Annotated in this window: 23 protein-coding genes; 7 read left to right on the forward strand and 16 right to left on the reverse strand. The window is 69.4% G+C overall.

Annotation, left to right across the window (positions count from 1 at the left end; translation table 11 throughout):
- The first annotated feature begins 263 nt into the window (after window positions 1–263).
- Complete coding sequence (locus tag AC3ENQ_RS12165) at window positions 264–812, forward strand: HdeD family acid-resistance protein (protein WP_431804956.1); 549 nt, start codon at window positions 264–266, stop codon at window positions 810–812.
- 75 nt (window positions 813–887) lie between these two features.
- On the opposite strand, the gene AC3ENQ_RS12170 is transcribed toward AC3ENQ_RS12165, so the two are convergent.
- Both AC3ENQ_RS12170 and AC3ENQ_RS12175 read right to left on the reverse strand, forming a co-directional pair.
- A complete protein-coding gene (locus AC3ENQ_RS12170; protein WP_431804958.1) occupies window positions 888–2879 on the reverse strand; it encodes a S9 family peptidase in 1992 nt (663 codons plus the stop codon).
- Between the two features lie 2 nt (window positions 2880–2881).
- Complete coding sequence (locus tag AC3ENQ_RS12175; RefSeq protein ID WP_431804960.1) at window positions 2882–3661, reverse strand: SDR family oxidoreductase; 780 nt, start codon at window positions 3659–3661, stop codon at window positions 2882–2884.
- Between the two features lie 167 nt (window positions 3662–3828).
- On the opposite strand from AC3ENQ_RS12175, the gene AC3ENQ_RS12180 reads away from it, so the two are divergent.
- The 4 genes from AC3ENQ_RS12180 (at window position 3829) to AC3ENQ_RS12195 (ending at window position 7184) form a co-directional block, all read left to right on the forward strand.
- On the forward strand, window positions 3829–4338 hold the full coding sequence (locus tag AC3ENQ_RS12180; RefSeq protein ID WP_431804962.1) for an NfeD family protein: 510 nt from the start codon (window positions 3829–3831) through the stop codon (window positions 4336–4338).
- Window positions 4338–5405 (forward strand): SPFH domain-containing protein, encoded by a 1068-nt coding sequence (locus AC3ENQ_RS12185; protein WP_431804964.1) that lies wholly within the window; start codon window positions 4338–4340, stop codon window positions 5403–5405. The genes AC3ENQ_RS12180 and AC3ENQ_RS12185 overlap by 1 nt, the downstream gene beginning before the upstream one ends.
- 11 nt (window positions 5406–5416) lie before the next feature.
- Window positions 5417–6199: a glycerophosphodiester phosphodiesterase family protein gene (locus AC3ENQ_RS12190; protein ID WP_431804966.1), complete on the forward strand. Its 783-nt coding sequence runs from the start codon at window positions 5417–5419 to the stop codon at window positions 6197–6199.
- Window positions 6200–6253: 54 nt separating this feature from the next.
- Window positions 6254–7184, forward strand: a protein-coding gene (locus AC3ENQ_RS12195; protein ID WP_431804968.1) for an IS5 family transposase whose coding sequence is annotated in 2 segments (ribosomal slippage) — window positions 6254–6628 and window positions 6630–7184 — 930 coding nt in all. Because the reading frame shifts where the segments join, the coding sequence is not laid out codon by codon here.
- Here the strand turns inward: AC3ENQ_RS12195 and AC3ENQ_RS12200 are convergent.
- Window positions 7181–7717: a hypothetical protein gene (locus AC3ENQ_RS12200; RefSeq protein WP_431804970.1), complete on the reverse strand. Its 537-nt coding sequence runs from the start codon at window positions 7715–7717 to the stop codon at window positions 7181–7183. The two genes, AC3ENQ_RS12195 and AC3ENQ_RS12200, sit on opposite strands and share 4 nt — an antisense overlap.
- Window positions 7718–8414: 697 nt before the next feature.
- Here AC3ENQ_RS12200 and AC3ENQ_RS12205 point away from each other — a divergent pair.
- Window positions 8415–8798: an RNA polymerase-binding protein RbpA gene (locus tag AC3ENQ_RS12205; RefSeq protein ID WP_431804972.1), complete on the forward strand. Its 384-nt coding sequence runs from the start codon at window positions 8415–8417 to the stop codon at window positions 8796–8798.
- Between the two features lie 64 nt (window positions 8799–8862).
- On the opposite strand, the gene lnt is transcribed toward AC3ENQ_RS12205, so the two are convergent.
- From lnt to AC3ENQ_RS12250, 9 genes are all read right to left on the reverse strand, one after another.
- Complete coding sequence (lnt, locus tag AC3ENQ_RS12210) at window positions 8863–10497, reverse strand: apolipoprotein N-acyltransferase (protein ID WP_431804974.1); 1635 nt, start codon at window positions 10495–10497, stop codon at window positions 8863–8865.
- A 23-nt stretch (window positions 10498–10520) separates the two neighbouring features.
- The gene (locus tag AC3ENQ_RS12215; protein ID WP_431804976.1) at window positions 10521–13001 is read right to left on the reverse strand and encodes a DEAD/DEAH box helicase; all 2481 of its coding nucleotides are present in this window, start codon (window positions 12999–13001) and stop codon (window positions 10521–10523) included.
- On the reverse strand, window positions 12998–13753 hold the full coding sequence (gene tatC / locus AC3ENQ_RS12220) for a twin-arginine translocase subunit TatC (protein WP_431805107.1): 756 nt from the start codon (window positions 13751–13753) through the stop codon (window positions 12998–13000). The genes AC3ENQ_RS12215 and tatC overlap by 4 nt, the downstream gene beginning before the upstream one ends.
- 68 nt (window positions 13754–13821) lie before the next feature.
- Window positions 13822–14079, reverse strand: a complete 258-nt coding sequence (gene tatA / locus AC3ENQ_RS12225) for a Sec-independent protein translocase subunit TatA (RefSeq protein ID WP_431804978.1) — start codon at window positions 14077–14079, stop codon at window positions 13822–13824.
- Between the two features lie 86 nt (window positions 14080–14165).
- On the reverse strand, window positions 14166–15131 hold the full coding sequence (locus AC3ENQ_RS12230; RefSeq protein ID WP_431804981.1) for a helix-turn-helix transcriptional regulator: 966 nt from the start codon (window positions 15129–15131) through the stop codon (window positions 14166–14168).
- Window positions 15128–16132 carry a helix-turn-helix transcriptional regulator gene (locus AC3ENQ_RS12235; RefSeq protein ID WP_431804983.1) on the reverse strand — a complete coding sequence of 335 codons (1005 nt, stop codon included), beginning with the start codon at window positions 16130–16132 and terminating at the stop codon, window positions 15128–15130. Before AC3ENQ_RS12235 ends, AC3ENQ_RS12230 begins: the two co-directional genes overlap by 4 nt.
- A gap of 86 nt (window positions 16133–16218) precedes the next feature.
- Window positions 16219–17157, reverse strand: coding sequence for an FKBP-type peptidyl-prolyl cis-trans isomerase (locus AC3ENQ_RS12240; protein ID WP_431804985.1), 939 nt, complete (start codon window positions 17155–17157; stop codon window positions 16219–16221).
- A 4-nt stretch (window positions 17158–17161) separates the two neighbouring features.
- Window positions 17162–18217 (reverse strand): tRNA (adenine-N1)-methyltransferase, encoded by a 1056-nt coding sequence (locus AC3ENQ_RS12245; RefSeq protein ID WP_431804987.1) that lies wholly within the window; start codon window positions 18215–18217, stop codon window positions 17162–17164.
- Complete coding sequence (locus AC3ENQ_RS12250; RefSeq protein WP_431805108.1) at window positions 18214–18906, reverse strand: HAD family hydrolase; 693 nt, start codon at window positions 18904–18906, stop codon at window positions 18214–18216. The genes AC3ENQ_RS12245 and AC3ENQ_RS12250 overlap by 4 nt, the downstream gene beginning before the upstream one ends.
- A 170-nt stretch (window positions 18907–19076) precedes the next feature.
- On the opposite strand from AC3ENQ_RS12250, the gene AC3ENQ_RS12255 reads away from it, so the two are divergent.
- The gene (locus tag AC3ENQ_RS12255) at window positions 19077–19973 is read left to right on the forward strand and encodes a PAC2 family protein (protein WP_431804989.1); all 897 of its coding nucleotides are present in this window, start codon (window positions 19077–19079) and stop codon (window positions 19971–19973) included.
- 30 nt (window positions 19974–20003) lie between these two features.
- Here AC3ENQ_RS12255 and AC3ENQ_RS12260 read toward each other — a convergent pair whose 3' ends face one another.
- The 4 genes from AC3ENQ_RS12260 to AC3ENQ_RS12275 form a co-directional block, all read right to left on the reverse strand.
- A complete protein-coding gene (locus tag AC3ENQ_RS12260) occupies window positions 20004–20831 on the reverse strand; it encodes an undecaprenyl-diphosphate phosphatase (RefSeq protein WP_431804991.1) in 828 nt (275 codons plus the stop codon).
- 48 nt (window positions 20832–20879) lie between these two features.
- On the reverse strand, window positions 20880–22220 hold the full coding sequence (locus AC3ENQ_RS12265) for a M20/M25/M40 family metallo-hydrolase (RefSeq protein WP_431804993.1): 1341 nt from the start codon (window positions 22218–22220) through the stop codon (window positions 20880–20882).
- Between the two features lie 405 nt (window positions 22221–22625).
- On the reverse strand, window positions 22626–23354 hold the full coding sequence (locus AC3ENQ_RS12270) for a VIT1/CCC1 transporter family protein (RefSeq protein ID WP_431804995.1): 729 nt from the start codon (window positions 23352–23354) through the stop codon (window positions 22626–22628).
- Window positions 23355–23417: 63 nt separating this feature from the next.
- A protein-coding gene (locus tag AC3ENQ_RS12275; protein ID WP_431805109.1) for an IS3 family transposase occupies window positions 23418–24607 on the reverse strand; the annotation gives its coding sequence in 2 pieces (ribosomal slippage) (window positions 23418–24326 and window positions 24329–24607; 1188 coding nt in all).
- Window positions 24608–24635 lie beyond the last annotated feature (28 nt).

The following is a 24635-nucleotide window of genomic DNA, read 5'->3' on the forward strand; positions in this document are numbered from 1 at the left end:
AGCCGCGCAGCGGCGAGTCGAAACGCGACGCCGCAGAACACGTTTCCACTCGCTGCGCTCGGTCAACGACCGGCGGACTCGGCCATCCCGGTCGTTGAGCGAGCCGCGCAGCGGCGAGTCGAAACGCGACGCCGCAGCACACGTTTCGACTCGCTTCGCTCGGTCAACGACCAGGGAGCGGCCGACTTGCTGTCAATCGTTGCAGGCCCCCGCTAACCTGATATCAAGCTCCTTCTCAGGAGTCCTTCAGAAATGGGGCAGTCATGACCACAGATTCATTCGAGAAGAGCGCGACGAACGGCATCCGGACCGCCCTCGGTCTCGGCGGCCTGCTGGCTCTCGTCGCAGGCTTCGTCATCGTGTTCCAGCCCGTCGGAGCGGCGAAGTTCGTCACCCTCGTGCTGGCCGTCTACGCGATCGCCGCTGGACTGGTGTACATCGGACTCGGCGTCTTCGCTGCCGGCAAGACCGGATGGGCTCGGATCGGGCACATCCTTCTCGGACTCGTCTTCATCGCCGCTGGTATCGTCGCCTTCGCGAACCCCGCGCCGACGACCGCGTGGCTGGCCGTAATCGTCGCGATCATGGTTGGTATCGCGTGGGTGATCGAGGGCGTTGTCGCGCTGTCGACCCTGAGCCTTGCAGCTTCGAAGGGATGGACGGTCTTTTTCGCCATCGTCTCGATCATTGCCGGGATCTACCTCATGTTCTCGCCAATCCTGGGCGCTCTGACCCTGTGGTGGATCCTCGGAATCGCATTGATCGTGATCGGCATCGTGAACATCTTCCGCGCGTTCTCGTTCGGCAAGTAACCGCACCGACGCAGAAGCGCCCCGGGCATCCATCGGATGCACCGGGGCGCTTCTGCGTGAAGGGATGCCTGCCGCTCACCCCACGGGCAGATGCCGCTGCCACCAGTCGAGCACCGCGTCGAAACGCTCGACACGATGACGCGGGCGTCCGGAGCGGGTCAATTCGTGATCCTCCCCCGGGAACACGAGCATCTCGGCGGGTGTGCCCTGGCGCTTCAGCGCACTGTAATAGCGGGTCGCCTGTTCCAGCGGGCAGCGGAAGTCGAGTTCGGAGTGCAGCACGAGTGTCGGCGTGACAACGTTCCCGACGGCGGCCATCGGGCTCTGCGCCGCGATCTGAGCGGGTTCCACGCCGACGTACTCGTCGCCGAAGAACGAGCCGATGTCGCTCGTGCCCTGGAAGCTCACCGGGTCGAGGAAACCGCGCTCGACGATGGCGCCGGCGAACCGGTGCTCGTGCGCGATGATCCAGGCCGTGAGGTACCCGCCGTACGAGCCGCCCATGATCCCGACGCGCGATGCGTCGAGGCGGGCGTCGTCCGCGAGGACGCCGTCGAGGAAGTCCATCACGTCGTGGAAGTCGACCGTGCCCATCGCCTGCCGGATGCTGCGACCGTGGGCACGCCCGTACCCGGCACTCCCCCGCGGATTCGCGTACACGACCGCGTAACCCGCGTCGACGAGCACCTGCGTCTCATCGAACAGATGGATGCCGTAAGCGGCATACGGTCCGCCGTGGATCTGCAGGATGACCGGGAAAGGCCCCTCCCCTGCCGGTGCGGCGACCCAGCCGTGCACGGGATACCCGTCGCGACCGGCGACCTCGCGCTCTTCGGGGACGACGACGCCGGCCGCGGCGACGGCCTCGCCGAACGACGTGAGCGGTCCGGCCCCGACGAGAACCAGTTCTCCCGCAGAGCTCTCCGTCGACACCGAGGCGACGACCCGCTCCCCCGCCTCTCCGACGGATGCGGCGTGGCCGGCGACGTCGACGTCGCCGCCGAGAACCGTGCGGATGCTGCCGTCACGGCCGACGCGCAGCAGTTCGACCCGTCCGCGGGCGCGGCGCTGGACCAGGAATCCGTCGGCGAGGGGGGTGATGTGCGACCCCACCTCGCCGAGATCGGTCGACTCCGGGTCGGTCAGCGCGCGCGGCCCGTCAGCGTCGAGCAGGAAGAGCGTGACGCCCGGCGCGACGAAGTCGACGCCGTCGGCACCCACGTCGTTCGCGAGGAACGCGATCGCGCCGTCACCGGCGACCGCGATCTCGCCTACGGAGAGATGCGCGTCGCGAGAGAGGACCTCGCGGGCGCCGGAACCGTCCACGGCCAGCGCGACGACCGACGAGCGCATGTCCCGACGGTGCGTCTCGATCTCGTCGGGCACGGTGAGGATCTCGGTGCCGTCGGCGGTGAAGACGACGCCGAAGTGCGACGTGTTCCCCTCGGTCAGCCGCCGCGGCGTCGCGCCGACGACACGCTTCTGCGGTGCGGCCTCTCCCTCCGCGCGCACGGCCGGCGCGGGGTCGTAGAAGGGTTCGGCGCCGGTATCGGGCGCGTCGATGACGAAGACGTGCGCGGGCCGGTCGCCCAGGTAGCCGAGACCGTTCGCGTGCCAGCGGATGCCGGTGACCCGCCGCGGCGACTCGCTCGCGGCGTCAAGGCCGTCGACGGTGCCATAGCGGCCGGGCTCGGCGATGCGGGTCGTGTACGCGAGGGACGCACCGTCGGGCGACCAGGCGAAGGCGCCGACGCCCGAGTCCGTGTCGGTGGCCTGGACCGGCTCGCCACCTCCGGCATCCACGACGAAGATCTGCGCGGTGCCGTCCGCGTCGCTCCGGACGAAGGCGACGCGCGATCCGTCGGGTGACAGACGCGGCCGCCGGTCGGCGACGCCGCGGGTCAGACGCCGCGGGGCCCCGTCCGGCAGGTCGACGCGCCAGAGCTGCCCGACGTTGCGGTTCGCCGCGATGTCGGGGCGTGAGGTCGCGAACACCGCGAACGCGCCGTCCGGCGCGATCGTCGGGCGTCCGACCGAGACGAGCGTGTCGATGTCGACGGCGCGCACGCTCACTCCCCTCCGAACGAGCTCACGTCTCCGACGAGCCTCGTGTTGTCCGCCGCGATCGGCTCGACGGCGGCGAGGGCGACCTCGGCCGCGAACTCCGACACGTTGTAGAGGCGCCCCGCCGACTCGCGGCGCGTCGCGATCGCGCCGGGGTTCGCGCGCTCGAGGAGCGTCGCGGTGATCGTCCCCTCGATCATGTCTCCGGAGACGACGACGAAGTCGACGCCCTCGGCGGCGAGAGCCGGGATGCGCTCGCGGAGCGCGTCTTCGCCGGCGCGCTTGGAGAGGGCGACGGCTTCGTATTCCGGCATCGTCGGGGTGGTCCGGATGAAGTGCGCCTGGTGGCTCGTGACGAAGACCACGCGCGCGCCGCCCGGCACGGTGCTGTCCTTGAGGAGCGGGAGCGCGGCATCCAGCACGTTCAGCTGCGCGTCACGGTTGAGGACGAGCGCGTAGTCCTCGCCCATGCCCGACTCCATGCCGCCGGACGCGTTGAGCACCAGGATGTCGAGCTTGCCGAAGCGCTCTCGGATCTGCTCCATCATGTCGGCGACGGATGCCTCGTCGGTGAGGTCGGCGCCGACGACGAGCACCTCGACGCCGAGCTCGCGCAGCTGCGCGGCGAGCTTCTCGGCCCGCGGCGCCTTGTTCCGGAAGTTGATGACGACGTTCGCGCCGGCCTGCGCGAGGTAGGCCGCGGTGTCGGCGCCGATCCCCCGGGAGGAGCCCGTGACGAGCGCGGTCGTGCCGCTCAGGGTGCCGGAAGGGATGGGCTGCGACATGGGGACTCCTGCAGGATCGGGGCGCGGAAAGGGCATGGCCGCGGCATCCGTTCGCGCCGCGGGCATCTCTCCGACACTACAGGCGCGGCACTGTCAAGCGTCCTGCGGGTTCCGCTATGGCTCGGCGCCGGAATGGTAGCGTGCAGACAAGACGACGAATCGGAGCGATGGTGCCGGATCTCACCGAGTACATGTGGATCGCGTGGATCGTGCTCGCTCTCATCTTCGTGATCATCGAGCTCACGACGCTCGAGTTCACCTTCCTCATGCTCGCGGCCGGAACCCTCATCGGCGGCCTCGGCGTCAACCTGCTCGGCGGCCCGTGGTGGCTCCAGGTCTCGGCGGCCGCCGTCATCTCGGCGCTGCTCATCTTCACCATCCGCCCGCTGCTTCTGCGCTCACTCCGGAGATCGAGCGCCCTCCAGCCGACCAACGTCGATGCGATCGCAGGTCTGGGTGGGCGGATGGCGTCCTCCTTCGTCGGCGACCGGGCGGAGGTCCGCCTCGACAACGGCGAACTGTGGACGGTCTCCCCCGCCTCCGCCGACCTCGGCCTCTCCGGCGGTGACCGCGTCGTCGTGACGGCCGTCCGCGGGGCGATGGTCGAGGTCGCGCCCGCGCCGACGGCATCCGAATCCCCCCACCCCACCGACAGCACCGACAGGAGCGCCGACTGATGGTCGACCCCGGAGCCTTCGCCGGACAGATCTTCGTGATCGTCCTTCTCGTGGTCATCGCGATCTTCGTGGTCGTGGTGCTCTTCCGATCGATCCGGATCATCCCGCAGGCCTACTCGGGGGTCGTCGAGCGGCTCGGACGCTACCAGCGCACCCTCTCCCCCGGTCTGAACATCCTCGTCCCGTTCATCGACCGCCTCCGTCCGCTCGTCGACATGCGCGAGCAGGTCGTGTCGTTCCCCCCTCAGCCGGTGATCACGGAGGACAACCTCGTCGTCTCGATCGACACAGTCGTCTACTTCCAGGTCACCGATGCGCGGGCGGCGACGTATGAGATCGCCAACTACCTCTCCGCCGTCGAGCAGCTGACGACCACCACGCTCCGCAACGTCGTCGGCGGGCTGAACCTCGAAGAGGCGCTCACCAGCCGCGACGAGATCAACGGGCAGCTCCGCGTCGTCCTCGATGAGGCGACCGGCAAGTGGGGTCTGCGCGTCTCGCGCGTCGAGCTGAAGGCGATCGACCCGCCGCACTCGATCCAGGACTCGATGGAGAAGCAGATGCGCGCCGAGCGCGACCGCCGCGCCGCGATCCTCACCGCGGAGGGATCGAAGCAGTCGCAGATCCTCGAGGCGGAGGGACGTCGCCAGGCGGCGATCCTCGGTGCCGAGGGAGACAAGCAGGCAGCGATCCTGCGAGCGGAGGGCGAGGCTGCGGCGATCCAGAACGTCTTCGACGCGATCCACGCCGGGCGCCCCGACGACAAGCTGCTCGCCTACCAGTACCTGCAGACGCTGCCGAAGATCAGCGAGGGCTCGTCGAACAAGCTGTGGATCATCCCGAGCGAGTTCACCGAGGCGATGAAGGGCCTCGGCTCGGCCTTCGCCGCGGACGCCGGTGCCGCGGCGACCGCGACGCAGGCGGGCGCGGGGACGGCCAGCACGGGCACGGCAGGCACAGGCACGGCAGGCACAGGCACAGGCGCGCAGGCGGCCGGCGTGACCGCGCGGGATGCCGGAACCACCCGGCCGGTCGCCGACAGCACCGACGCGTCGTCGGGCGTCTGAGCACGCACCCCGTGCACCCGTTCCTCGCCGACGCGCCCGCCCCGCGCGTCCTCGCGCACCGCGGCTTCGTGCCGCCCGACGCCGACGGGATCGTCGAGAACACGCTCGCCGCCTTCGCCGCCGCGCACGCCGCCGGCGCCGCCTACGTCGAGTCCGACTGCCACCTCACCGCCGACGGCGTCGTCGTCCTCTTCCACGACGGCGATCTGTCGCGGGTGACAGGCGACCCGCGACAGATCGCCGCGGTGACGCACGCGGAGCTCGTGCGCATCATGGCCGACCGCGGCGGAGTCCTCTCGGTGCGCGAGGCGCTCGACGCCTTTCCGACGCTGCGGTTCAACCTCGATGTGAAGGCCGAGCGGGCCGCACTCCCCCTCGGTCGCGCCGTCGCGCCCCAGGCCCACCGCGTGCTCCTCACGAGCTTCTCCGATGCGCGCCGCCGCGCCGCGATGGATGCCGCGGAGCGCGCCGGCGGGAAGCCTGCGACCTCGGGGGGTCAGGCGACCGTCGGGCGCGCGGTCGCCGCCGCGGCGACGGGCTCGGGCGCTCTCGTGCGACGGGCGCTGCACGGCATCGACGCCCTGCAGGTCCCCGAACGGGTCGGCGCGCTGCGTATCGCGACGCCCCGGTTCGTGCGTGCGGCGCATGCGGCCGGTGTCGAGGTCCACGTCTGGACGGTGAACGACGAGATCGCGATGGAGCGCCTGCTGGACATCGGTGTCGACGGGCTCGTCACGGACCGGACGGACATCGCACTCGAGGCGGTCGCCCGCCGACGACGCTCCGTGGCCTGACGACCTAGGGCGTGTCTCCCATATGTTAGGTGAGGCTCGCGGGATGCTGGCTAGGTGAGGTCGACGGGTTCGCGGTATCGGGTGTTCACGGACGAGCAGTGGGAGCGGATCGAACCGTTGCTGCCCTCGAACTCTGGGCGGCGCGGTCACCCGTTCGGCGAGCATCGGCGGGTCGTGGAGGGCATCGCCTACCGGTTCCGCACCGGGATCCCGTGGCGTGATCTGCCTCGCGAGCAGTTCGGGCCGTGGCAGACGGTGTGGAAGCGGCATCGCCGGTATGCCGGCGACGGGACGTGGGATCGCGTGTTGACTCAGATCCTGGCGGAGGCGGATGCGGCTGGGAAGGTCGACTGGTCGGTGTCGGTGGACGCGACGATCGTGCGTGCGCATCAGCACGCGACGAATACGACCCGTCCGGAGCAGGACACAGGGGGCGGGATCGAATCACAAGAATCTGCCTTGGCAGGAGGTTGAGCCGCCCGGTCACGGCATCGGCCGCTCCCGTGGCGGGTTGACGACGAAGATCCACCAGGCCGTCGACGGTCGCGGGAGACCGTTGGCGATGGTCGTCACCGGCGGGCAGCGCAACGACGGCGCGATGCTCACCGAGGTGCTCGCGGAACTCTACGTCCCCAGGGTTGGTCCAGGTCGGGCGCGCACCCGCCCCGACGCTGTGATCGCCGATCGCGCCTACGCCACCGGCGTCATCCGCAAGGAGCTGCGCCGTCGAGGGATCAAGGCCGTCATCCCGGACAAGAAGGACCAGATCGCCGCGCGCAAGCGTCGCGGCAGCCGCGGCGGACGCCCCTATGGCCTCGACGCGGCCGCCTACCGCGGACGGAACGTGATCGAGCGGTTTTTCGCCCTTGCCAAGCAGTGGCGCGGGATCGCCACTCGATACGACAAGCTGGCGATCACCTACCGCGCCGGCGTCACGTTCTGCAGCATCCTCACCTGGGTTCGGCTACTGGAAGATACACCCTAATAGAAATCGACGACGGACATCACTCTGGTTGTCTGCTCGTTGAGCGACGGATAGGAGTGCATTTCTAGCGGATTGATGAGGTAACCCGTCGCGTCGATCGTGCTGAGCGATTCGAGCTCACTGCCTTTTGCCCACGCGGCGGCAAACTGTTCCGGAGCATCAATTGCATATGCGACTGTGCATTCGCCGATTTGACCCATCAGGACCTGCGTAGATTCGCCGTTGATCGTGAGCGGCGCCGGTAACCAGAGCATGTCGTCGATAGCCGTATCGATACCGGCACTTGGAAACAACCGCGCCTGCTCCAGCGAATTCGCAACCAGGAGTGCGGATAACCGAACGTCTCGCTCATCTACCCATATACCTGATGTGACCAACGCACGTCCCGCGGGGGCTGAGGCTGCCAGGGTGACATCTCGGGCGGCCTCAGTGACCGGTCCATTCCAGCCATACAGCCACCGAACAGTGTCGTTCTCGGAACGATGAAATCGCGCCTCAAGGAGCGGATACGTTGGCGGGTGGTAGCCCTTCATGTTACTTGGAGTAGTAGCCCGCACAGTAGCTGTACGTATTGGCCGAGTTGCTGAGAACAACTCGGTACGTCGCCTTGCCCGTTGAGACGGCAGTGAACGGGACGTTAGCACCGCCACTATTTGAGGCGTTCCCCTGGGCCAACAGCGATCCGTTCGGTCCGTACACGTTAATCAGTCCATACGGATAGCTAGGTGGAAAGACAGTGACGCCAACGCCAACCGCACGAATCTGGCTTCCGTTGCGCACGAGCTGCACCTGGTCGCCACATGCCGGTGTCGGTTCGCGGAAGGGAGCAACGGTCACTTGCGATGCGCTCGACACTCCACCAACGACGTTTAAGTTCGTGGATGCTTGCGCGGGGTACGCACTGAAGACTGCGACTGCGACCATCGTGAGGCCGACCAGTCCGGAGGCGATTCTGGTTTTCATGTCATCTCTCATCCCGCGACCAAGGTTTGCCGCTCGATTGCGAGCTTAGGTTGGTAGCGCCTGTGCCGATAGGGGGGCTCTTACACGAGTGGGACTGCTGCATTTTCACCTGGCAGCGCGTATTGGGAGACACGCCCTAGTCCACGGGCCTGTCCGTCGGGCCGGGTCGGCCTGAGCATCGGCTGTGAAAGCGCATGCAGAGGCATCCGTTCGGATGATGCGCACAGGTGGACGCGTTATACCTGAGCGAGACGAGAGGACCACACAATGGCAGATCGCAGCCTGCGCGGCATTCGACTCGGCGCTTCCAGCCTACAGAGCGAGGAAGGCGTCGTGTTCCACGAGCGCGCCAACCACACGTACGTCTGCACCCAGTGCGGGCGCGAGACGACCATGACCTTCGCGTCAGACGCCGAGGTACCCGAGGCTTGGGAGTGCCGCACGTGCGGCGCCGAGGCCGTTCTGCGGGTCGGCGACGGCGTCGCCGAGATCGATCACTCGGGCGACAAAGTCGCCCGCACCCACTGGGACATGCTCATGGAGCGTCGTACCATCCCCGAGCTCGAGGAGCTCCTCGAAGAGCGTCTCGCCCTCCTGCGCGCCCGTCGCGGCGCCGGTGCCGGCGACGACGCGGCTCGCCTCACGGCCTGAGTCCGCACCACCGCGACACCGCGAACACACTGCGTCGACGATCCCCCTGACGTCGGCCTCCGGATCACTCGGAGGCCGACGTCTTCGTCGTGCCCGGAGCGACGCTCTCGTCGCCCGACTCGGCGCGGCGCCGCGCCCGGCGCGCGAGCAGGCCGATGCCGAGAAACGCGACGACGCTCCCCCAACCCAGTACGAGCTGCACCGCGGGGCCGACGACGACGGCTCCCGTGAGTCCCGTGCGCAGCGGCACCTCGGTGAGCATCGCGCCCGGCTGCGCCTCGGGAAGGCTGTCGATCTCGGTGCCGTCGGGCGCGATCACCTGACTCGTCCCGACGGTCGAGAGGTTCACGACCGTTCGCCCCGTCTCGATCGCGCGCATGCGCGCGAAGGCGAGCTGCTGCAGGTTCTCGTCGGTGTCGCGGAAGTCGGCGTTGTTCGTCTGCAGCAGATAGATCTCCGCGCCGTCGCGCGCGCCCGACCAGATGACGTCGTCGTAGATCACGTCGAAGCAGATGGCGAGGCCGACGCCGACGCCGTTCACATCGAAGAACGGCGGATTCGTCCCCGGCGTGTACTCGCGCTGGATGAGGCCGATCAGGTCGGGCGCGAGCATCTCGTAGAACCACCGATCGGGGACATACTCCCCCATCGGCACGGGGTGGGACTTGTCGTGGATCGCGAGGGGGTTCTCCGCCCCCGCCTCCCAGAGCATCGAGGTGTTGAAGGTGTCCTCCCCGCGCTGGGTCGCGGCGTTGACGACGAGAGGGGCGTCGACGGCCTTCGCGAGGCGGTCGAGCACCCGAGCGACGGACTCGTTGTGAGTGGGGTCGGCATCGATGCCGCCCTCGGGCCAGAGGAGGACGTCCATCGGCTCGCCCACGATCGGCTCGGTCGCGTCGAGCTGCGACTGGAGGATCGCATACGGCTCGCGCTCGTCGAAATAGCCGGCGGGACCGTTCCCCTGCACCGAGCCGACGGTCCAGGTACCGGCCGCGGTGGTCGGAAACTGTGGCGTGACGAGCAGTACCACCGCGACGACGAGCGCGGGCAGCACCGTCGTCGCCGAACGCCGGCCGCCCGCTCGCAGGGAGCGCCAGGCACCCGCGCGCACCCACTCGATGACCGCCGCGACGAAGAACACCATGAGGAAGGTCAGGCCCGTGACCCCCGTCCACGACGCGACGTGCGCGAGCGGGCTCTCCGACTGGCTCATGCCGATGCGCGCCCACGGGAACCCGGTGTAGGGCCACGACCCGAGAAAGAGCTCGCGCGCCGTCCAGATGCCCGCGATGAGCGCCGGAAGCGCGAGGAGTCTCCCCCACCGCCCGGGCGCGATCCGCGGCATCCAGCGGTAGGCGAGGGTCAGCGCGATGCCGGTCACCCCACCCAGCAGCGTCTCGATGCCGGCGAGGGCGAACCAGGGAACGAGACCGAGGTATCGCGTGATCCACGCTATGTGGATGAGGTAGAAGGATGCCAGGAACACCGTGCCGACCGCCCACGCGCCCCACGCCGAGCGGCCGATCATCGGGACGAGCGCCATCGCGACGCCCACGAAGGCGAGCGGCCACCAGCCGACCGCCGGGAAGGCCAGGTCGAGCACGAACCCGCCGAGCGCCGCGACGATGAGGGCCGCCCAGAGTGGCAGCAGTGCGGGCTGGTCGGAGATCGATCGACGGCGGGGGGAACGGTCGGGCACGTCTCGAGCCTAGGCGTCGTTGTTCAGAGCGAGCCGTAGACGACGATGCCCCGGCGCACGGCTTCGAGCGCCTTCCGCGCGGTCACGGCCACGGGGGGCTCGGCGACGATCGAGAGCTGATCGAGGAGGTCGATCGTCTGCTTCGTCCAGCGGACGAAATCGCCTGCGGCGAGGTCGGCCTCATCGAGCACCCGGTCGAGCGTCGCGCCGCGCGCCCAGGAGTGCATCGCGGTCGCGAGCCCTGCGGCGATCGGCTCGGTGCCGGGGAGGTGGTGGTCCTGTTCGAGGTCGTCGAGCCGCGCCCAGAGGTCCTGGGTCTCCGACAGCGCCCGTCGGAAGGGGCCGCGCGGCAGCCCGTGCTCGCCGGGTCCCGCCTCGTCGCGTCGCGGCTCGTAGACGAGGCAGCACGCGAGCGCGGCGAGCCCTGGCGCATCGAGCGAGGTCCACAGCCCCTGCCGCAGCGCTTCGGCGACGAGCAGATCTCGCTCGCCGTAGATCCGTTTCATCGTCGCGCCGGCCGAGGTCAGCGTGGCCGTGCCGTCGTCGGCGACGCGCACATAGTCGAGGGCGACCAGCACGTCGACGACACGGTCGAAGACGCGCGCGACGGTGCCGGTGCGCGCGGAGATCTGGCGCCGGATCTTCTCGACCCGCCGTTCGAGCTTCGCGTACCGCTCGCCCCAGCGGGCGTGCGCCTCGCGGTCGGGGCAGGAGTGGCAGGGATGCCGCTGCATCCGGCGCCGGAGCGAGGCGATCTCCTGCTGCCGCTTCTCGCGGATGCGCGCGGGCGCCGTCCGATCGGCGCGGTTCAGCTTCTCGAGCTCGCTCAGGTCGCGCCGGATCCCTGCGTACTCGAGGAAGTCGCCGCGATCGCAGGTCATCGCCTCGGCGTAGCCGGCGAGCGACTGCTCGGCATCCTTCACCTCCCGCGCGAGCCCGACGACCGCTCGATCGGCTTGGAACTGGGCGAAGGACGACTCGAGGATCTCGCGGGCCTCGTCGCGCCCGAACTGGTCGATGAGGTTCACCGCCATGTTGTAAGTCGGTCGGAAGCTGGAGTTCAGCGGGTACGTGCGGCGGGAGGCGAGGGCCGCGACCGCCTGGGGGTCGAGCGCCTCGGTCCACTGGATGACGGCGTGGCCCTCGACGTCGATGCCGCGCCGTCCCGCGCGTCCGGTGAGCTGCGTGTACTCCCCCGAGGTGATCGCGACGCGCGCTTCGCCGTTGAACTTCTCGAGCTTCTCGAGCACGACCGTCCGCGCGGGCATGTTGATGCCGAGCGCCAGGGTCTCGGTCGCGAAGACGACCTTCACGAGCTTGCGTCGGAAGAGCTCCTCGACGACCTCTTTGAAGGCGGGAAGGAGTCCCGCGTGGTGAGCAGCGACGCCGCGCTCGAGGTTGTCGCGCCACTCCCAGTAGCCGAGCACCTGGAGGTCGTCCTCGCCGAGCGTGCGGGTGCGCTCATCGATGACGCGGCGGATCTCGTCGCGCTCCTCGCGGGTCGTGAGGCGGAGCCCGGAGCGGCGCACCTGCTGGACGGCGCCGTCGCAGCCGGCTCTGCTGAAGATGAAGAAGATCGCGGGGAGGAGGTTCGCCCGCTCGAGGAGGCGCACCACATCGGGGCGATCGAGCCGCTCGATGCGCTGCACGTTGGCCGAGCGGACGGGCCGCGTGCCGCCCTTGCGGGGCCGTCTGCTCGGGTAGCCGTGGCTGCGGTGGTCGGACGAACGATGCTGCTGCGCCTGCCGATTGTTCTCGTACCGTGCGCCGCTGCCGCCGCGGATGCGCATGAGCTCCTGGTTGACCTGCGCGGTCGCGATGCCCGCGCGGTCGTCGAAGAGGGGCAGCAGGTCGCCGCGCACGAGCACGTGCTGCTCGAGGGGAACGGGGCGCGTCTCGGAGACGATCACCTCGGTGTCGCCGCGGACGGTTCCGAGCCAGTCGCCGAACTCCTCCGCGTTGGAGACCGTCGCCGACAGCGAGACGAGCTTCACGTCCTGCGGGAGGTGGATGATGACCTCTTCCCACACGGCGCCGCGGAAACGGTCGGCGAGGTAGTGCACCTCGTCCATCACGACGTAGCGCAGGCCCCGCAGCGCTGGCGAGTCGGCGTAGAGCATGTTGCGGAGCACCTCGGTGGTCATCACGACGACGCGGGCGCTGCCGTTGATGTTGGTGTCGCCGGTGAGCAGGCCCACCTCGCTCTCGCCATAGACCTCCTGGAGCTCTCGGAACTTCTGGTTCGACAGCGCCTTCATGGGCGTCGTGTAGAACGCCTTCTCGCCCGCGCTGAGCATCGCGAGATGGATGGCGAACTCGCCGACGATCGTCTTTCCTGCGCCGGTGGGGGCGGCGACGAGGACGCTCCAGCCGTCTTCGAGCGCCTGGCACCCCGCGATCTGGAACGGGTCGAGGTCGAACCGCTGCATCGCGGCGAACGCCGCCGTCAGCGGGTGGGCGCGCGCCGCCTGCGCCTGCGCGTAGCGCGCGGCGGGATCGCTCACGCGAGCGATCCGAGCTCGGCGGCCGTGCGCTTCGCGCGGCGCCGGTCGAAGAGCATCGACAGTCCGGCCGCAGCGAAGAACAACACGATGAGGATGCCGGCGAGCAGGAACGTCGAGACGATGTCGGCCGGGGGCGTCGCGATCGAGGCGACGACGATCGCGATCACGACCGCCACGCGCCAGCTCTTCATGATCGCCTTGCCCGACATGACCCCGGCGACGTTGAGCGCGACGAGGAAGACGGGCAGGACGAAGGCGATGCCGACGATGAGCAGGAGCTTCAGCACGAAGTCGTAGTAGTACTTGGCGTCGTACAGCGCCGACGTGCCCTCGGGCAGGAACTCCGCCATGAGCCGCACGATGTTCGGCATGACGAGCATGCCGGTCGTGACCCCGGCGAAGAACAGCGGCACGGCCGCCGCCACGAAACCCACCGTGTATCGGATCTCCTTGCGGGTGAGCCCGGGCATGATGAACGCCCACAGCTGCCACAGCCAGATCGGTGCCGACAGGAGCAACGCGATCGCGAACGACATCCGCAGCTTCAGGTCGAAAGCACCCGTCACCGTCGTGTACATCACTTCGATCTTCGCCGTCTCACCGCGCTGCTGGGCGAGCTCGTGCACGGGCTGCGTGATCAGAGCCATGAACGGATCGGTGAGGAAGTAGGCGACCACCATGGCGACGACGAGGGCGATCGCGGCGATCACCAATCGCTTGCGCAGCTCCCGCAAGTGCGCGGCAAGAGACATCCGCTTGTCGCGCCGCGGGCCGTCCTCGGTTCCGATCGGCGGGTGTTCGGCCGTGGCCACGGACGTCGTCAGGAGGTGGAGTCCGGCTTGCCGGGCGTGGCCGGGTCGGCCGCGGCCGGCGTCTGTGCAGCGGGCGCGGCGGTGTTCTCGGCCGTTCCGGCGGTGGAGGATGCCGGGGCATCCTCCTCCTTCATCGCCTTCATCTCGCCCTTGAACACGCGCGCGGACTGCCCGAGGCTTTTCGCGAGTGCCGGGAGCTTCGCCGCGCCGAACAGCAAGAGGATGACGGCGAGGATCAGCAGCCACTGCCAACCATGAGGTCCCATGATGATCCTTCCGATGAGGGCGGGAGAACCCCAGTCTACCCATGGCGGTGATGAGAGTCCTATGGGACGGCGCCGACTCGCCGCGCTCAGCGGTAGAGCTCGAGCCCGGCGCGGGCCCACTCCCGCGCGGCGTCGCGGACGTCGGGGGGCGAGAGGACTTCGAGGGCCCCGCCGAAGCGGGCGGCGAGGCGCTTGACGCTGCGGGCGTCGCCGAGGCGGATGCCGGCGGTGCGGAGGCCCCCCGCGTCGCTCCGCCGCTCGATGACGTAGTCGCCGAGGAGCGCCTCCGCCCCGATCGGGTAGCGGACCTCGACCTCGACATCGGTCTCGCCCGGCTCGAAGAGGTCGGGGACGGCGTCGGCGGCGTGCGTCGCCGCGATGTCGGTGAGCCGGACGTCCGAGACGCGGTCGAGGTGGAACGTCCGCATCGCCTCGCGCAGGTGGCACCACCCCTGCAGGTACCACTGCCCGTCGGCGATGTGGACCTTCACGGCATCCACCGTGCGGGTCGTGGGCGGCGCGTCCGGAGCGCGGTAGTCGAACGACACCGCGACGCCGCGCTGGAGCGCGTCGGCGACCGCGATGCGGACGTCGTCGACCTCCTGCGGGGCGACGATCACGTCGGCGGGGGCGCTCGACGCGCCGCGCGCGAGCTTGGCGAGCAGTCCCTGGACGATCTTCGACCCGCCCGCGTCGCCGACGCCGGGGAGCGAGGCCGCGAGCTGCAGCCCGGCGAGCAGTGCCGCCGCCTCGCGTGCGCTCAGCCGCGGCGTTCGCTCGAGGCCGACCGAGTTCGTGATGAGGATGATGTCCTGCTCGTCGAGCAGGTCCCAGTCGATGTCGAAGAGGTCGTTCGCCATCTGCCAGAAGCCGCCGTCGCCGGGCAGGCCGATGACGGTGAGCTTCTCGACCATCGCACGCATCTGCTCGGGCTCGACGTCGAAGTCCGCCGCCGCCTCGGCGAGGGTGACCTCGCCCTTCGCGATGAGATACGGCACGAGCTGGAGGATGAGGGCCGCGCGGTCGGTGGCGACGAGCGGGCGCGCGCTCATGCCGCACCTCCCCCGTCGTGGACGTGGCGGCGGGCGACGCGCTCGAGCCGGGCGATGACGGCGGCGCGGAGGTCGGCCGGCTCGACGACGCGCACCTCAGGGCCGTACGAGGCGAGCTCGTCGGCGAAGATGTGCACGTCGACGTAGGGCACGTGGATGCCCTGTTCCGCGGGCCGCGACCGGCGGCTGAGCCGCAGGGCGGCCTCGGTGCCCGGCGTCACCTCCAGCAGGGCCTGCTGCCGTGCGGCGACGTCGGCGAGGCCCGCGAGCGCGCGCTCCCCCGCACCCTCGCGCTCGCCGAGGTCGAACCGGGTCTTCGTGATCTCGACGTCGGAGACGATCCGCGCGAGGAGGAAGGTGCGCACGTCGTCCTGATCGAGATCGAACCCGTAGACATGCCACCGCCCCTCGTACTCGACGAGAGCGAGAGGCCGGATGCGGCGCAGCCGCGCGGCATCCTCCCCCGGCTTCGCGTACGAGAATCGCACGACGCGGCCGAGCTCGATCGCCTGCTGCAGGGGATCGAAGGAGCTTTCGCGCAGGCTGATGCGCGGCGAGTACCCGATGATGGGCGCGTCGACATCGATGCCGAGGGCGCGGATCTTGCGCAGGCCGCTGCGCGCGTCGGCGGACATCGAGCTCTCGCTCCAGACGCCGCTCGCAAGGTTCAGCACCGCGAGCTCGGCGGGCGTGAAGGTGAGGTCGGCGGGCAGCTCGTACTCCGTCGTGGGAATACGGTAGCGCGCCTCCCGGAGGTCGTCGGGATCGGCGTAGTCGCCGATCGTCTCCACCTGGATGCCGAGGGAGCGGAGCGTCTGCTTGTCGCGCTCGAACATCTTCTCCAGGGCGTCCTTCGACGCCCCCGAGGTCGCCTGTTCGCGATAGCCCGCGACGGAGGCGAGGATCGTCTCCTTCGTCAGTCCCGGCTCGGTCGCCATGAGGGCGACGACGAGATTCACCAAGCGCTCTTCGGGCGCGGTGCGGGTCGACGAGGATGCCACCCGCCCATCCTAGGCGGCGTCGAGCGGCGCGACGCGGCCCACCCCGCCCTGTGTCGGAGATGCGGCCGGGCTTCGCACGCGTGCGCTCAGCGTGTCGCGGCTGCGGGCGCGGGGTCGTCGATTCCCAGGATGTCGACGACGTAGACCGTCGCGCGCTGACCGTCGGCGGCGGCTCCGGGGTCGACGACCATCAGCTGCGATCCGACCGTCGCGCCCTGCACCGCGTCGGCGAAGACGTCGCCGGAGGTCACGGTGCGGCTCGCCCCGTCCTCCCACGTCGACTCGGTGACGGTCTTGCTGTCCCACTCGACGGCCAGCACGTGCACGCGCGCCGCAGCGATATCGTCGACGACCGCGCCGTCGCCTTTCTTCAGCGTCTCGACGACACGCTGGTCGGGCGCCGAACCCGACGGGATCACAAGGCCGGGTCGGCCGCCGGGGGCCAGGACGACCGACGGCATGCCGCGCCGGTCGTTGTACTGCGGCGCGCCGTCGGCGGCAGGGAGGTACACCTTCGTGAGGTCGAGCGTCACCGCGAGCGCCTCGCCGTCGCCGATGCCGAGGTTCTGCGCCTGATTCGGCGACATGCCGGTGGACGCGGGAACGGCCCCGACGATGCGCGACCCCTCTGTGGCGCACATCATCATGTCGGCGAAACCGGGCAGGTTGTTCCGCCACTTCGCGATCGTCTGCGGCGCCAGCGTCTCGGTCGTGATGGTCTCGCCGGTCGCGCCGCGCGCGACGGTCACCGTGAAGGCGACATCCTGCTGCTCGCTCGTGACTCGGGTGCCCGTCCCCACCTTCTCATCGGCGTGAACCGTCTCGTCCACGTAGAGAGGCGGTTGGACGGTCATCGAGGGCTTGCCGAATTCGCCGTCGGTCTCGATGAGGTCGAGGACCGTGGTGTCCGAATCGACGCGCTCGCACGACGACGAGGCGGACGAGGACGCCGGTGCGGACGAGCACGCGACGAGGGTCACCGCGGTGAGCCCGAGGACGGCGAGAGCGGCAGGGATCCGAAGCACCGGATCAGTCTACGGCTCCCCCGTCGGCGTCCTCGTCCGCCGCGGCCGCGCCCGCGGATGCGATGCGGGCGCCGTCGAGCGCGCGCTGGGCCTCGCGGACGCGCTTGCGGAGGTTCTTGTCGGTGATCTCCCGGTCGCCGACGGCGCCGGGGGTCCAGACCTCGACGTCCGCGTCGGCGTAGCTCGGCTTCTTGAGCGCGCGCTTGCGGACATCCGGGGGCACCGCGCCCGGCGCGAGCCTGCGGGCGGTGATGAGGAAACCGGTGTGCGCCACCATGCGATGGTCGGGGCGCACCGCAAGACCCTCGACGTGCCAGCCGCGCACCATCGTCTCGCTCGACTCAGGTTCGGTGAACAGGCCGGTGCCGCGCAGGTACTCCGCGACACGGCTCAGCTGGGTCGCGGTCGCGACGTAGCAGATCACCACGCCGCCGGGCGTGAGGGCGTCGGCGACGACGTCGATGCACTCCCACGGGGCGAGCATGTCGAGGACCACGCGGTCGACGGTGCCCGGCTCGACCGCAGCGGGAAGCTCCTCGACGAGGTCGCCGACCACGACCTTCCAGCTCTCCGGATAGGCGCCGAAGAACGTCTCGACGTTCGCCTGGGCGACCTCGGCGAACTCGTCACGACGCTCGAACGACCAGAGACGGCCAGCCGGCCCGATCGCGCGCAGGAGCCACAGCGACAGCGCTCCCGACCCGACGCCCGCCTCGACCACGGTGGCGCCGGGGAAGATGTCGGCCTGGGCGAGGATCTGCGCGGCATCCTTCGGATACACGATCGCCGCCCCCCGCGGCATCGACATGACGAAGTCGCGCAGCAGCGGCCGGAGGGCGAGGTACTCGTGTCCCCCGGAGTTCACGAGCACAGACCCGTCGGGCTGACCCACGATCGCCTCGTGCTTCAGCACACCGTGGTGAGTGTGCAACTCGCCGCCCTCGCGGAGGGTGACGGTGTGCATGCGGCCCTTCGGTCCGGTCAGCTGCACTCGGTCGCCCAGGCGGAAGGGGCCGCTCGGGCGCAGGTCGGACGCCGGGGCGGCGGAGAGATCGGTCATCGTGCGGAGCCTTTCGCGGCGCGGGCCGAGTGGAGGTCGGCGAGGTCGCCGAGGGTGCGGCCGTCGAGGGTCGGCCAGATGGCGTGGGCGCCGGTGCCGACGAGCGACACCATGAGCGGGACGCCGACGGTCGTCACGCCCGCGGCGACGGCGGCGCGGACACCCGTCGCGGAGTCTTCGATCGCCAGCGCACGGGCGGGATCGACGCCGAGGGCGGCGCAGGCCTGCAGGTAGGCATCCGGGAAGGGCTTGGGCCGCGTCGCCTCGTCGCCCGAGACGATCAGCTCGAACACGCCCGCCTGAGCGGGCGGCAGTGCCGCGACGACGAGCTCCGCCATGCGGCGCATCGACATCGTCACGAGCGCGCAGCGCACGCCTGCGGCGCGGAGCTCTCCGAGCAGCTCGAGCGCCCCGGGCCGCCACGGGAGGTCGCCTTCGCTGAGGCGCGTCATGACCTGGGCGGTGAGGTGGTCGACGATCTCCTGCGTCGCCATGCGGACGCCCGCCTCCTGCAGGATCGCGGCGGAGGTCTCGAGACCCTTGCCGACGAGGCCGAGCGCCTGCTCGTGCGTCCACGAGCCGCCGAAGCTCTCGACGAGCGCGGTCTCGGCCGCCATCCAGAACTTCTCGGTGTCGACGAGGGTGCCGTCGAGGTCCCAGAGCACGGCGTCCGGATACGCGGAGGTCATATCGGCGGATGCCTCGGCCGACGCGCCGGATGAAGGCTCGGAGAGGCCGTCGTGGGGCGTGGAGGACATCCCTCCATCGTACGACGTGCGCATCCGGCGGCCCTCTGCGCCCCATGCGCGGCGGCCGGCGCGTATCGTGGGGGCAACGATTCGCCAGGACGAGGAGTGGTGTGGACGAACTGGGTCAGCGGGTGCTCGTGGTCGCCTTCGACGGATGGAACGACGCGGGCGAGGCGGCCTCCGCGGCCGTTGCGCACCTGCGCGAGTCCGGCGCCTACCGCGAGGTGTTCTCCGTCGATCCCGAGCTCTACTTCGACTACCAGTACACGCGGCCGCAGGTGCGGATGGATGCCGACGGTGCCCGCAGCCTCGTCTGGCCCGATGCCACGGTGTGGCGGCCGCTGCACCCCTCCGACGGCACGCGCCTGTGGCTCCTGTCCGGCTTCGAGCCGGCGCGCGCGTGGCAGGCGTTCGTCGCCGAGCTCATCGACGCGGCCCTGCGCGAAGACATCACGGGCATCGTCGCACTCGGCTCGATGATGTCCGACGTGCCGCACACGCGCCCCATCTCGGTCTTCGCGGGCAGTGAGAACGAGGCGCTGCGTGCGGCGCTCGGACTCGAGAAGCCGACGTACGAGGGTCCGGCCGGAATCCTCACCGTGCTGTCGACGGCCGCGGAGGATGCCGGCATCCCCTGCGCCGCTCTCTGGGCCAGCATCCCGCACTACGTCGCCGGGCACAGCCCGTCGCCGAAGGCGACGCTCGCGCTCCTCGACCGCCTCTCCGACCTGACGGGTGCCGTCATCCCCCGCGGCGAGCTTCCCGCCCAGTCGCTCGCGTGGGAGGCATCCATCGATGCGGCGGCGTCGGACGACGAGGAGATGACCGAGTACATCCACCAGCTCGAGCAGACGCGCGACACGTGGGACTCGCCGGAGGCGTCGGGCGACGCGATCGCGCAGGAGTTCGAGCGCTACCTCCGCCGCGGCGGCGGTGACGGGCAGAAGGGCCCGGGCGGTCCCGGTCAAAGCGGACCGGGGCAGGGGCCTGACGGGCCGCGGCGCTAGTGAGCGCGGCGGCTCGGTCGCGCGGAACGCTCAGTAGGCCGACAGCACCCCGAGGCTCAGCAGGATGATGAGCACGATGCCGAGGACCACGCGGTAGATCACGAACGGCAGGAAGCTGCCGCGCTTGAGGTACTGCATGAGGAAGGCGATGACCGCGAGGCCGACGACGAAGGCGATGATGGTCGCGACGACCGTCTCCCCCATCGTGAACACTGCCGAACCCGGCTCTTTGATCGCGTGGTACAGCTCGTAGAGGCCGCTGCCGAAGACGGCGGGCACGGCGAGAAGGAAGGCGACCTCCGCCGCGGCGGGGCGGGTGAACCCCAACGCGAGACCCATCGTCGTCGTCGCGCCCGAGCGCGAGACGCCGGGGATCAGCGCGAGCGACTGCGCGAGGCCGAGGGCGAGGCCGTCTTTCAGGGTGATGTCCTCCTCGTTGCGCGTGCGTCGCCCGAGCGCATCGGCGGCGCCGAGCAGCAGACCGAAGACGATGAGGACGATCGCGACGAGCCAGAGGTTTCGGAACGTGTCGCGGATGACGTCCTGGAAGAGGAAGCCGATGACGCCGATCGGGATCGTGCCGATGATGACGATCCAGCCCATCCGCGCGTCGGGGTCGTTGCGCGGCACGGCGCCGGTGAGTGAGCGGAACCAGCGGCCGACGATCCGGACGATCCGCTTCCAGAAGTAGACGAGGACCGCGAGCTCGGTGCCGAGCTGGGTGATCGCGGTGAAGGTGGCACCGGGGTCCTGCGCCGACGGCAGGAACTCACCGATGATGCGCAGGTGTGCGCTCGACGAGATCGGCAGGAACTCGGTGAGTCCCTGCACGATGCCGAGGATGATCGCGTCGAACATCTGAGGGCCTTCCGGGTTTCCTGGCGGGGCGTGTCGCGGTGGTGCGGCTCAATACGAGCGGAGAAGGTCGACCAGCACCCGCTGACCGAAGACGAGGGCGTCGATGGGGACCCTCTCGTCCACACCATGGAACATACCCGTGAAGTCGAAGTCGGCCGGAAGGCGCAACGGCGCGAAGCCGTACCCGGCGATGCCGAGTTCGGCGAGCGCCTTGTTGTCGGTGCCGCCGCCCATCAGGTACGGGACGACCGGGACGCCCGGGTCGTGCCGGTCGAGAGCGCCCACCATCGCCTCGACGAGCGGGCCGGCGAACGGCACCTCGAGCCCGATGTCGCGGTGGACGATCTCGATGACGATGTCGTCGCCCACGATGCGCTGGATCTCGGCGAGGACCTCGTCCTCCTGCCCGGGAAGGGTGCGCACGTCGATCGCCGCCGTCGCCGCGTCGGGGATGACGTTGTGCTTGTAGCCGGCCGTCAGCCCCGTCGGGTTCGTCGTCGTCCGGAACGTCGAACGGAGGAATCCGGATGCCGGGCCGGTCGCGTCGGCCACGGCATCCGGGTCGGGAGTCTGCGCCTCGTTCGGCAGACACGCCTCGTTCGGCAGACAGAGGGCCGCGAGTCCCTCGACGGTCTGCCGCGTCGTCTGTGTGAGGTCGATCGGCCAGGTCGTCCGGCCGAGGGCGGCGACCGCCTCGGCGAGGCGCGTCACGGCGTTGTCGGGGTGGAAGCGGCTGCCGTGGCCTGCGCGGCCCATTGCGCGCAGGCGCAGCCAGACGAGGGCCTTCTCCCCCACCTGCAGGAGGTAGGCGCGGCCCGGCTCGCCGTCGTCGCCGGGTCGACCCACGCCGATCGAGTAGCCGCCGACCTCGCTGATGGCCTCGGTCGCGCCCGCGAACCACTCGGGCCGATCGCGCACGACCAGCTGCGAACCCTCGACGCCGCCGTTCTCCTCGTCGGCGAAGAAGACGAGGACGAGGTCCCGCTCGGGCTGCTCGCCGGCCCGCAGGAGCTCTGCGACGGCGCTGAGGATCATGGCATCCATGTTCTTCATGTCCACCGCGCCGCGCCCCCAGAGGAGGCCGTCCGCCACCTCGCCCGCGAACGGGTCGACGCTCCAGTCCGCGGCGACGGCGGGGACGACGTCGAGGTGGCCGTGCAGGACGAGCGCCGGCTTGTCGGGGCTGCGCCCCGCCACCCGCGCCATGACGTTCGTGCGCCGCGGAATCGGCTCGTAGTACTCGACCTCGAGGCCGAGGGATTCGAGGTACGCCCCGACGTACTCCGCCGCCTCCCGCTCGCCATGGGCCCGACCCTCGCCGTAGTTGGTGGTGTCGAAGCGGATGAGGTCGCGCGCGATGCGCGCCACCTCGGGCAGGTCGTCGGTCATGCCCTCCACGCTACCGGGGGCGCGTGCATGTCGACGTCGGATGCCGGGTCGTGCGACGTCCGCGGGGAGCCGGGCTTCTTCGGAGATCCGGGCTTCTTCGGACGGATTCGGCGCGAACCCTCCGAAGAAGCCGCGATCTCCGAAGTACGCAGGGGTCGCGGGCGTCGCGCGAACGGGAAAGGCCCCCGGATCCTGTCGGACCGGGGGCCTTCACACTGTGCGCGAGGGGGGACTTGAACTGATCCGTTCCCCCTCGCGCCCGCAACCCCGTATCGACGTTCTGCCGCATGATTCCGCGGTTCCTGCGAGGCCCACCTGTGGATAACTGCACCGCGATTCACAACCTAGCAGCGTCGGTAGCACATGAGTTAGCACATGAAATCGGGCCGGATCACGAGAAGCGGCCTATCCGATGGCCACGCCAAAGAGTGCCCCAATGGCGTATGTGGCGATCATGGTCGCTGAGCCCATGACCACGTTCCGGAGAATTGCGCGACCGCGCGGCGCGCCACCGAGCGCAGCGCTGATCCAACCGGTGAGGAAGAGGCCGATCACAACTGCGATGGCTGCGATCCAAACTCGGTGTCCGCCGACGGGGAGCAAGATCATGATGAGTGGGATCAGCGCTCCAACGGCGAACGCAATGAACGATGACACGGCGGCTGCCCACGGGCTTGTGAACTCTTCATGGTCGATTCCGAGTTCGACCTCTGCGTGAGCGGCGAGAGCGTCCGTCTCGGTAAGCTGCACCGCGACCTGATGCGCGAGGTCATCTGAGAGGCCCCGCTGTCGATAGAGCTCGGTGAGTTCTTCAAGCTCCTCCTCGGGCATGGTTTCGAGCTCCCACCGTTCTTTTGCGATGAGCGCTTTCTCTGTGTCGCGCTGGGTGCTCACCGAAACATACTCTCCGCCAGCCATTGAGAACGCCCCGGCAACTACGGCGGCGATACCGGCCGTCGCGATTGCCAGTACGTTGTTTGGTGTAGCGGCAGCGACACCGACGACGACACCCGCGGTAGAGATGATGCCGTCGTTTGCGCCGAGCACCCCTGCACGTAGCCAGTTCAAGCGTTGGCCCACGTTCTGCAGGTGGGCTTCGCCGGGATGCGGCGTGGTGCTTGAGTCGGATGCCATATTGTTCATTTCCTGTCTTGGGGGTCTGCCCCGAGTCTTGTTGACAGTCGGGGTTTGGGGTGATCAGGCCGCTTCTGCGTCCTTGTAGATCATCTCAAATTCGATGGGGGTGAGTTTGCCGAGGCCGCGTTGGCGGCGTCGGCGGTTGTACTTCGTTTCGATCCAGGTGACCATCGCGAGGCGGAGGTCGGCGCGGGTGTCCCAGCGCCTGGTGTTGAGCACGTTCTTCTGGAGCAGGCTGAAAAAGCTCTCCATGCTCGCGTTGTCTCCGGCTCCGTAAGACCGGCCCATGGAGCCGACGAGGCCGTTGTTCTTCAGGAGGTTCTGGGTGCGTTTCGCGCGGAACTGGCCTCCTCTGTCGGAGTGGCAGATCGTGCCGTGAGGTGAGCGCAGCGCGATCGCGTTGCGCATCGCCGCCCGCGCCAGGGACGACTTCATGCGGGTGTCGATGGAGTAGCCGACGATCTTGTTCGACCAGACGTCTTTGATCGCGCAGATGTAGAGCTTGCCTTCTCTGGTCGGGTGTTCCGAGATGTCCCACAGCCAGACCTTGTTCGGCCCGTCGGCGACGAACTCGTGCCGGACGACACCGTGCTCGTCGACGACCGCGAGGAGGTCGTCGTGCGGCGCAGGTCCCGTGCTGCCGGGCTTGCTGTGTTTGCGATGGTGGGACGCGTGAATCCCCGCGATCCGGCAGAGTCGATGCACTCGGTTCTCGCTCGCGGTGATCTCGTGCTCGGTCTCGAGCTCGTCGGTGAGGAACCGGTACCCGAGGGTCACGTCGTCGGCATGGAGGTCGTAGAGCACGTCGATCAGGTGCGCGTCGTCCCAGTCCCGCTGGGAGACCAGGGCTTTGAGCCACTGGTAGTACCCCTGCCGGGACAGGCCGAGGACCCGCAACGCCACCGCGACCGGCACCCTCACGGGAGCGCCGGCCGCAGCCATCTCGTGGACGAGCGGGAAGACTATTTTCCCGGCAGGTTCGCCTGCGACAGATACGCCGCAGCCCGCCGCAACACCTCGTTCTCCTGCTCCAGCAGCCGGATTCGCTTGTTCGCTTCACGCAGCTGCTTGCGCTCGTCGTCGGTTAGGCCGGCGCGTTTGCCGTCCTCGACGTCGGCCTGCTTCAACCAGTTCGACAGCGAGCCTTCGGAGATACCGAAGTCTTTCGCGATCTGCGCCAACGGCGCTTGACCCTTCCGGGCCACGGCCACGACATCATCGCGGAACTCTCGGGGATAGGGCTTTGCCACAGAAACATCCTTCCAGCGAGGACGAATC

This window comes from Microbacterium sp. bgisy203, from assembly GCF_057706945.1.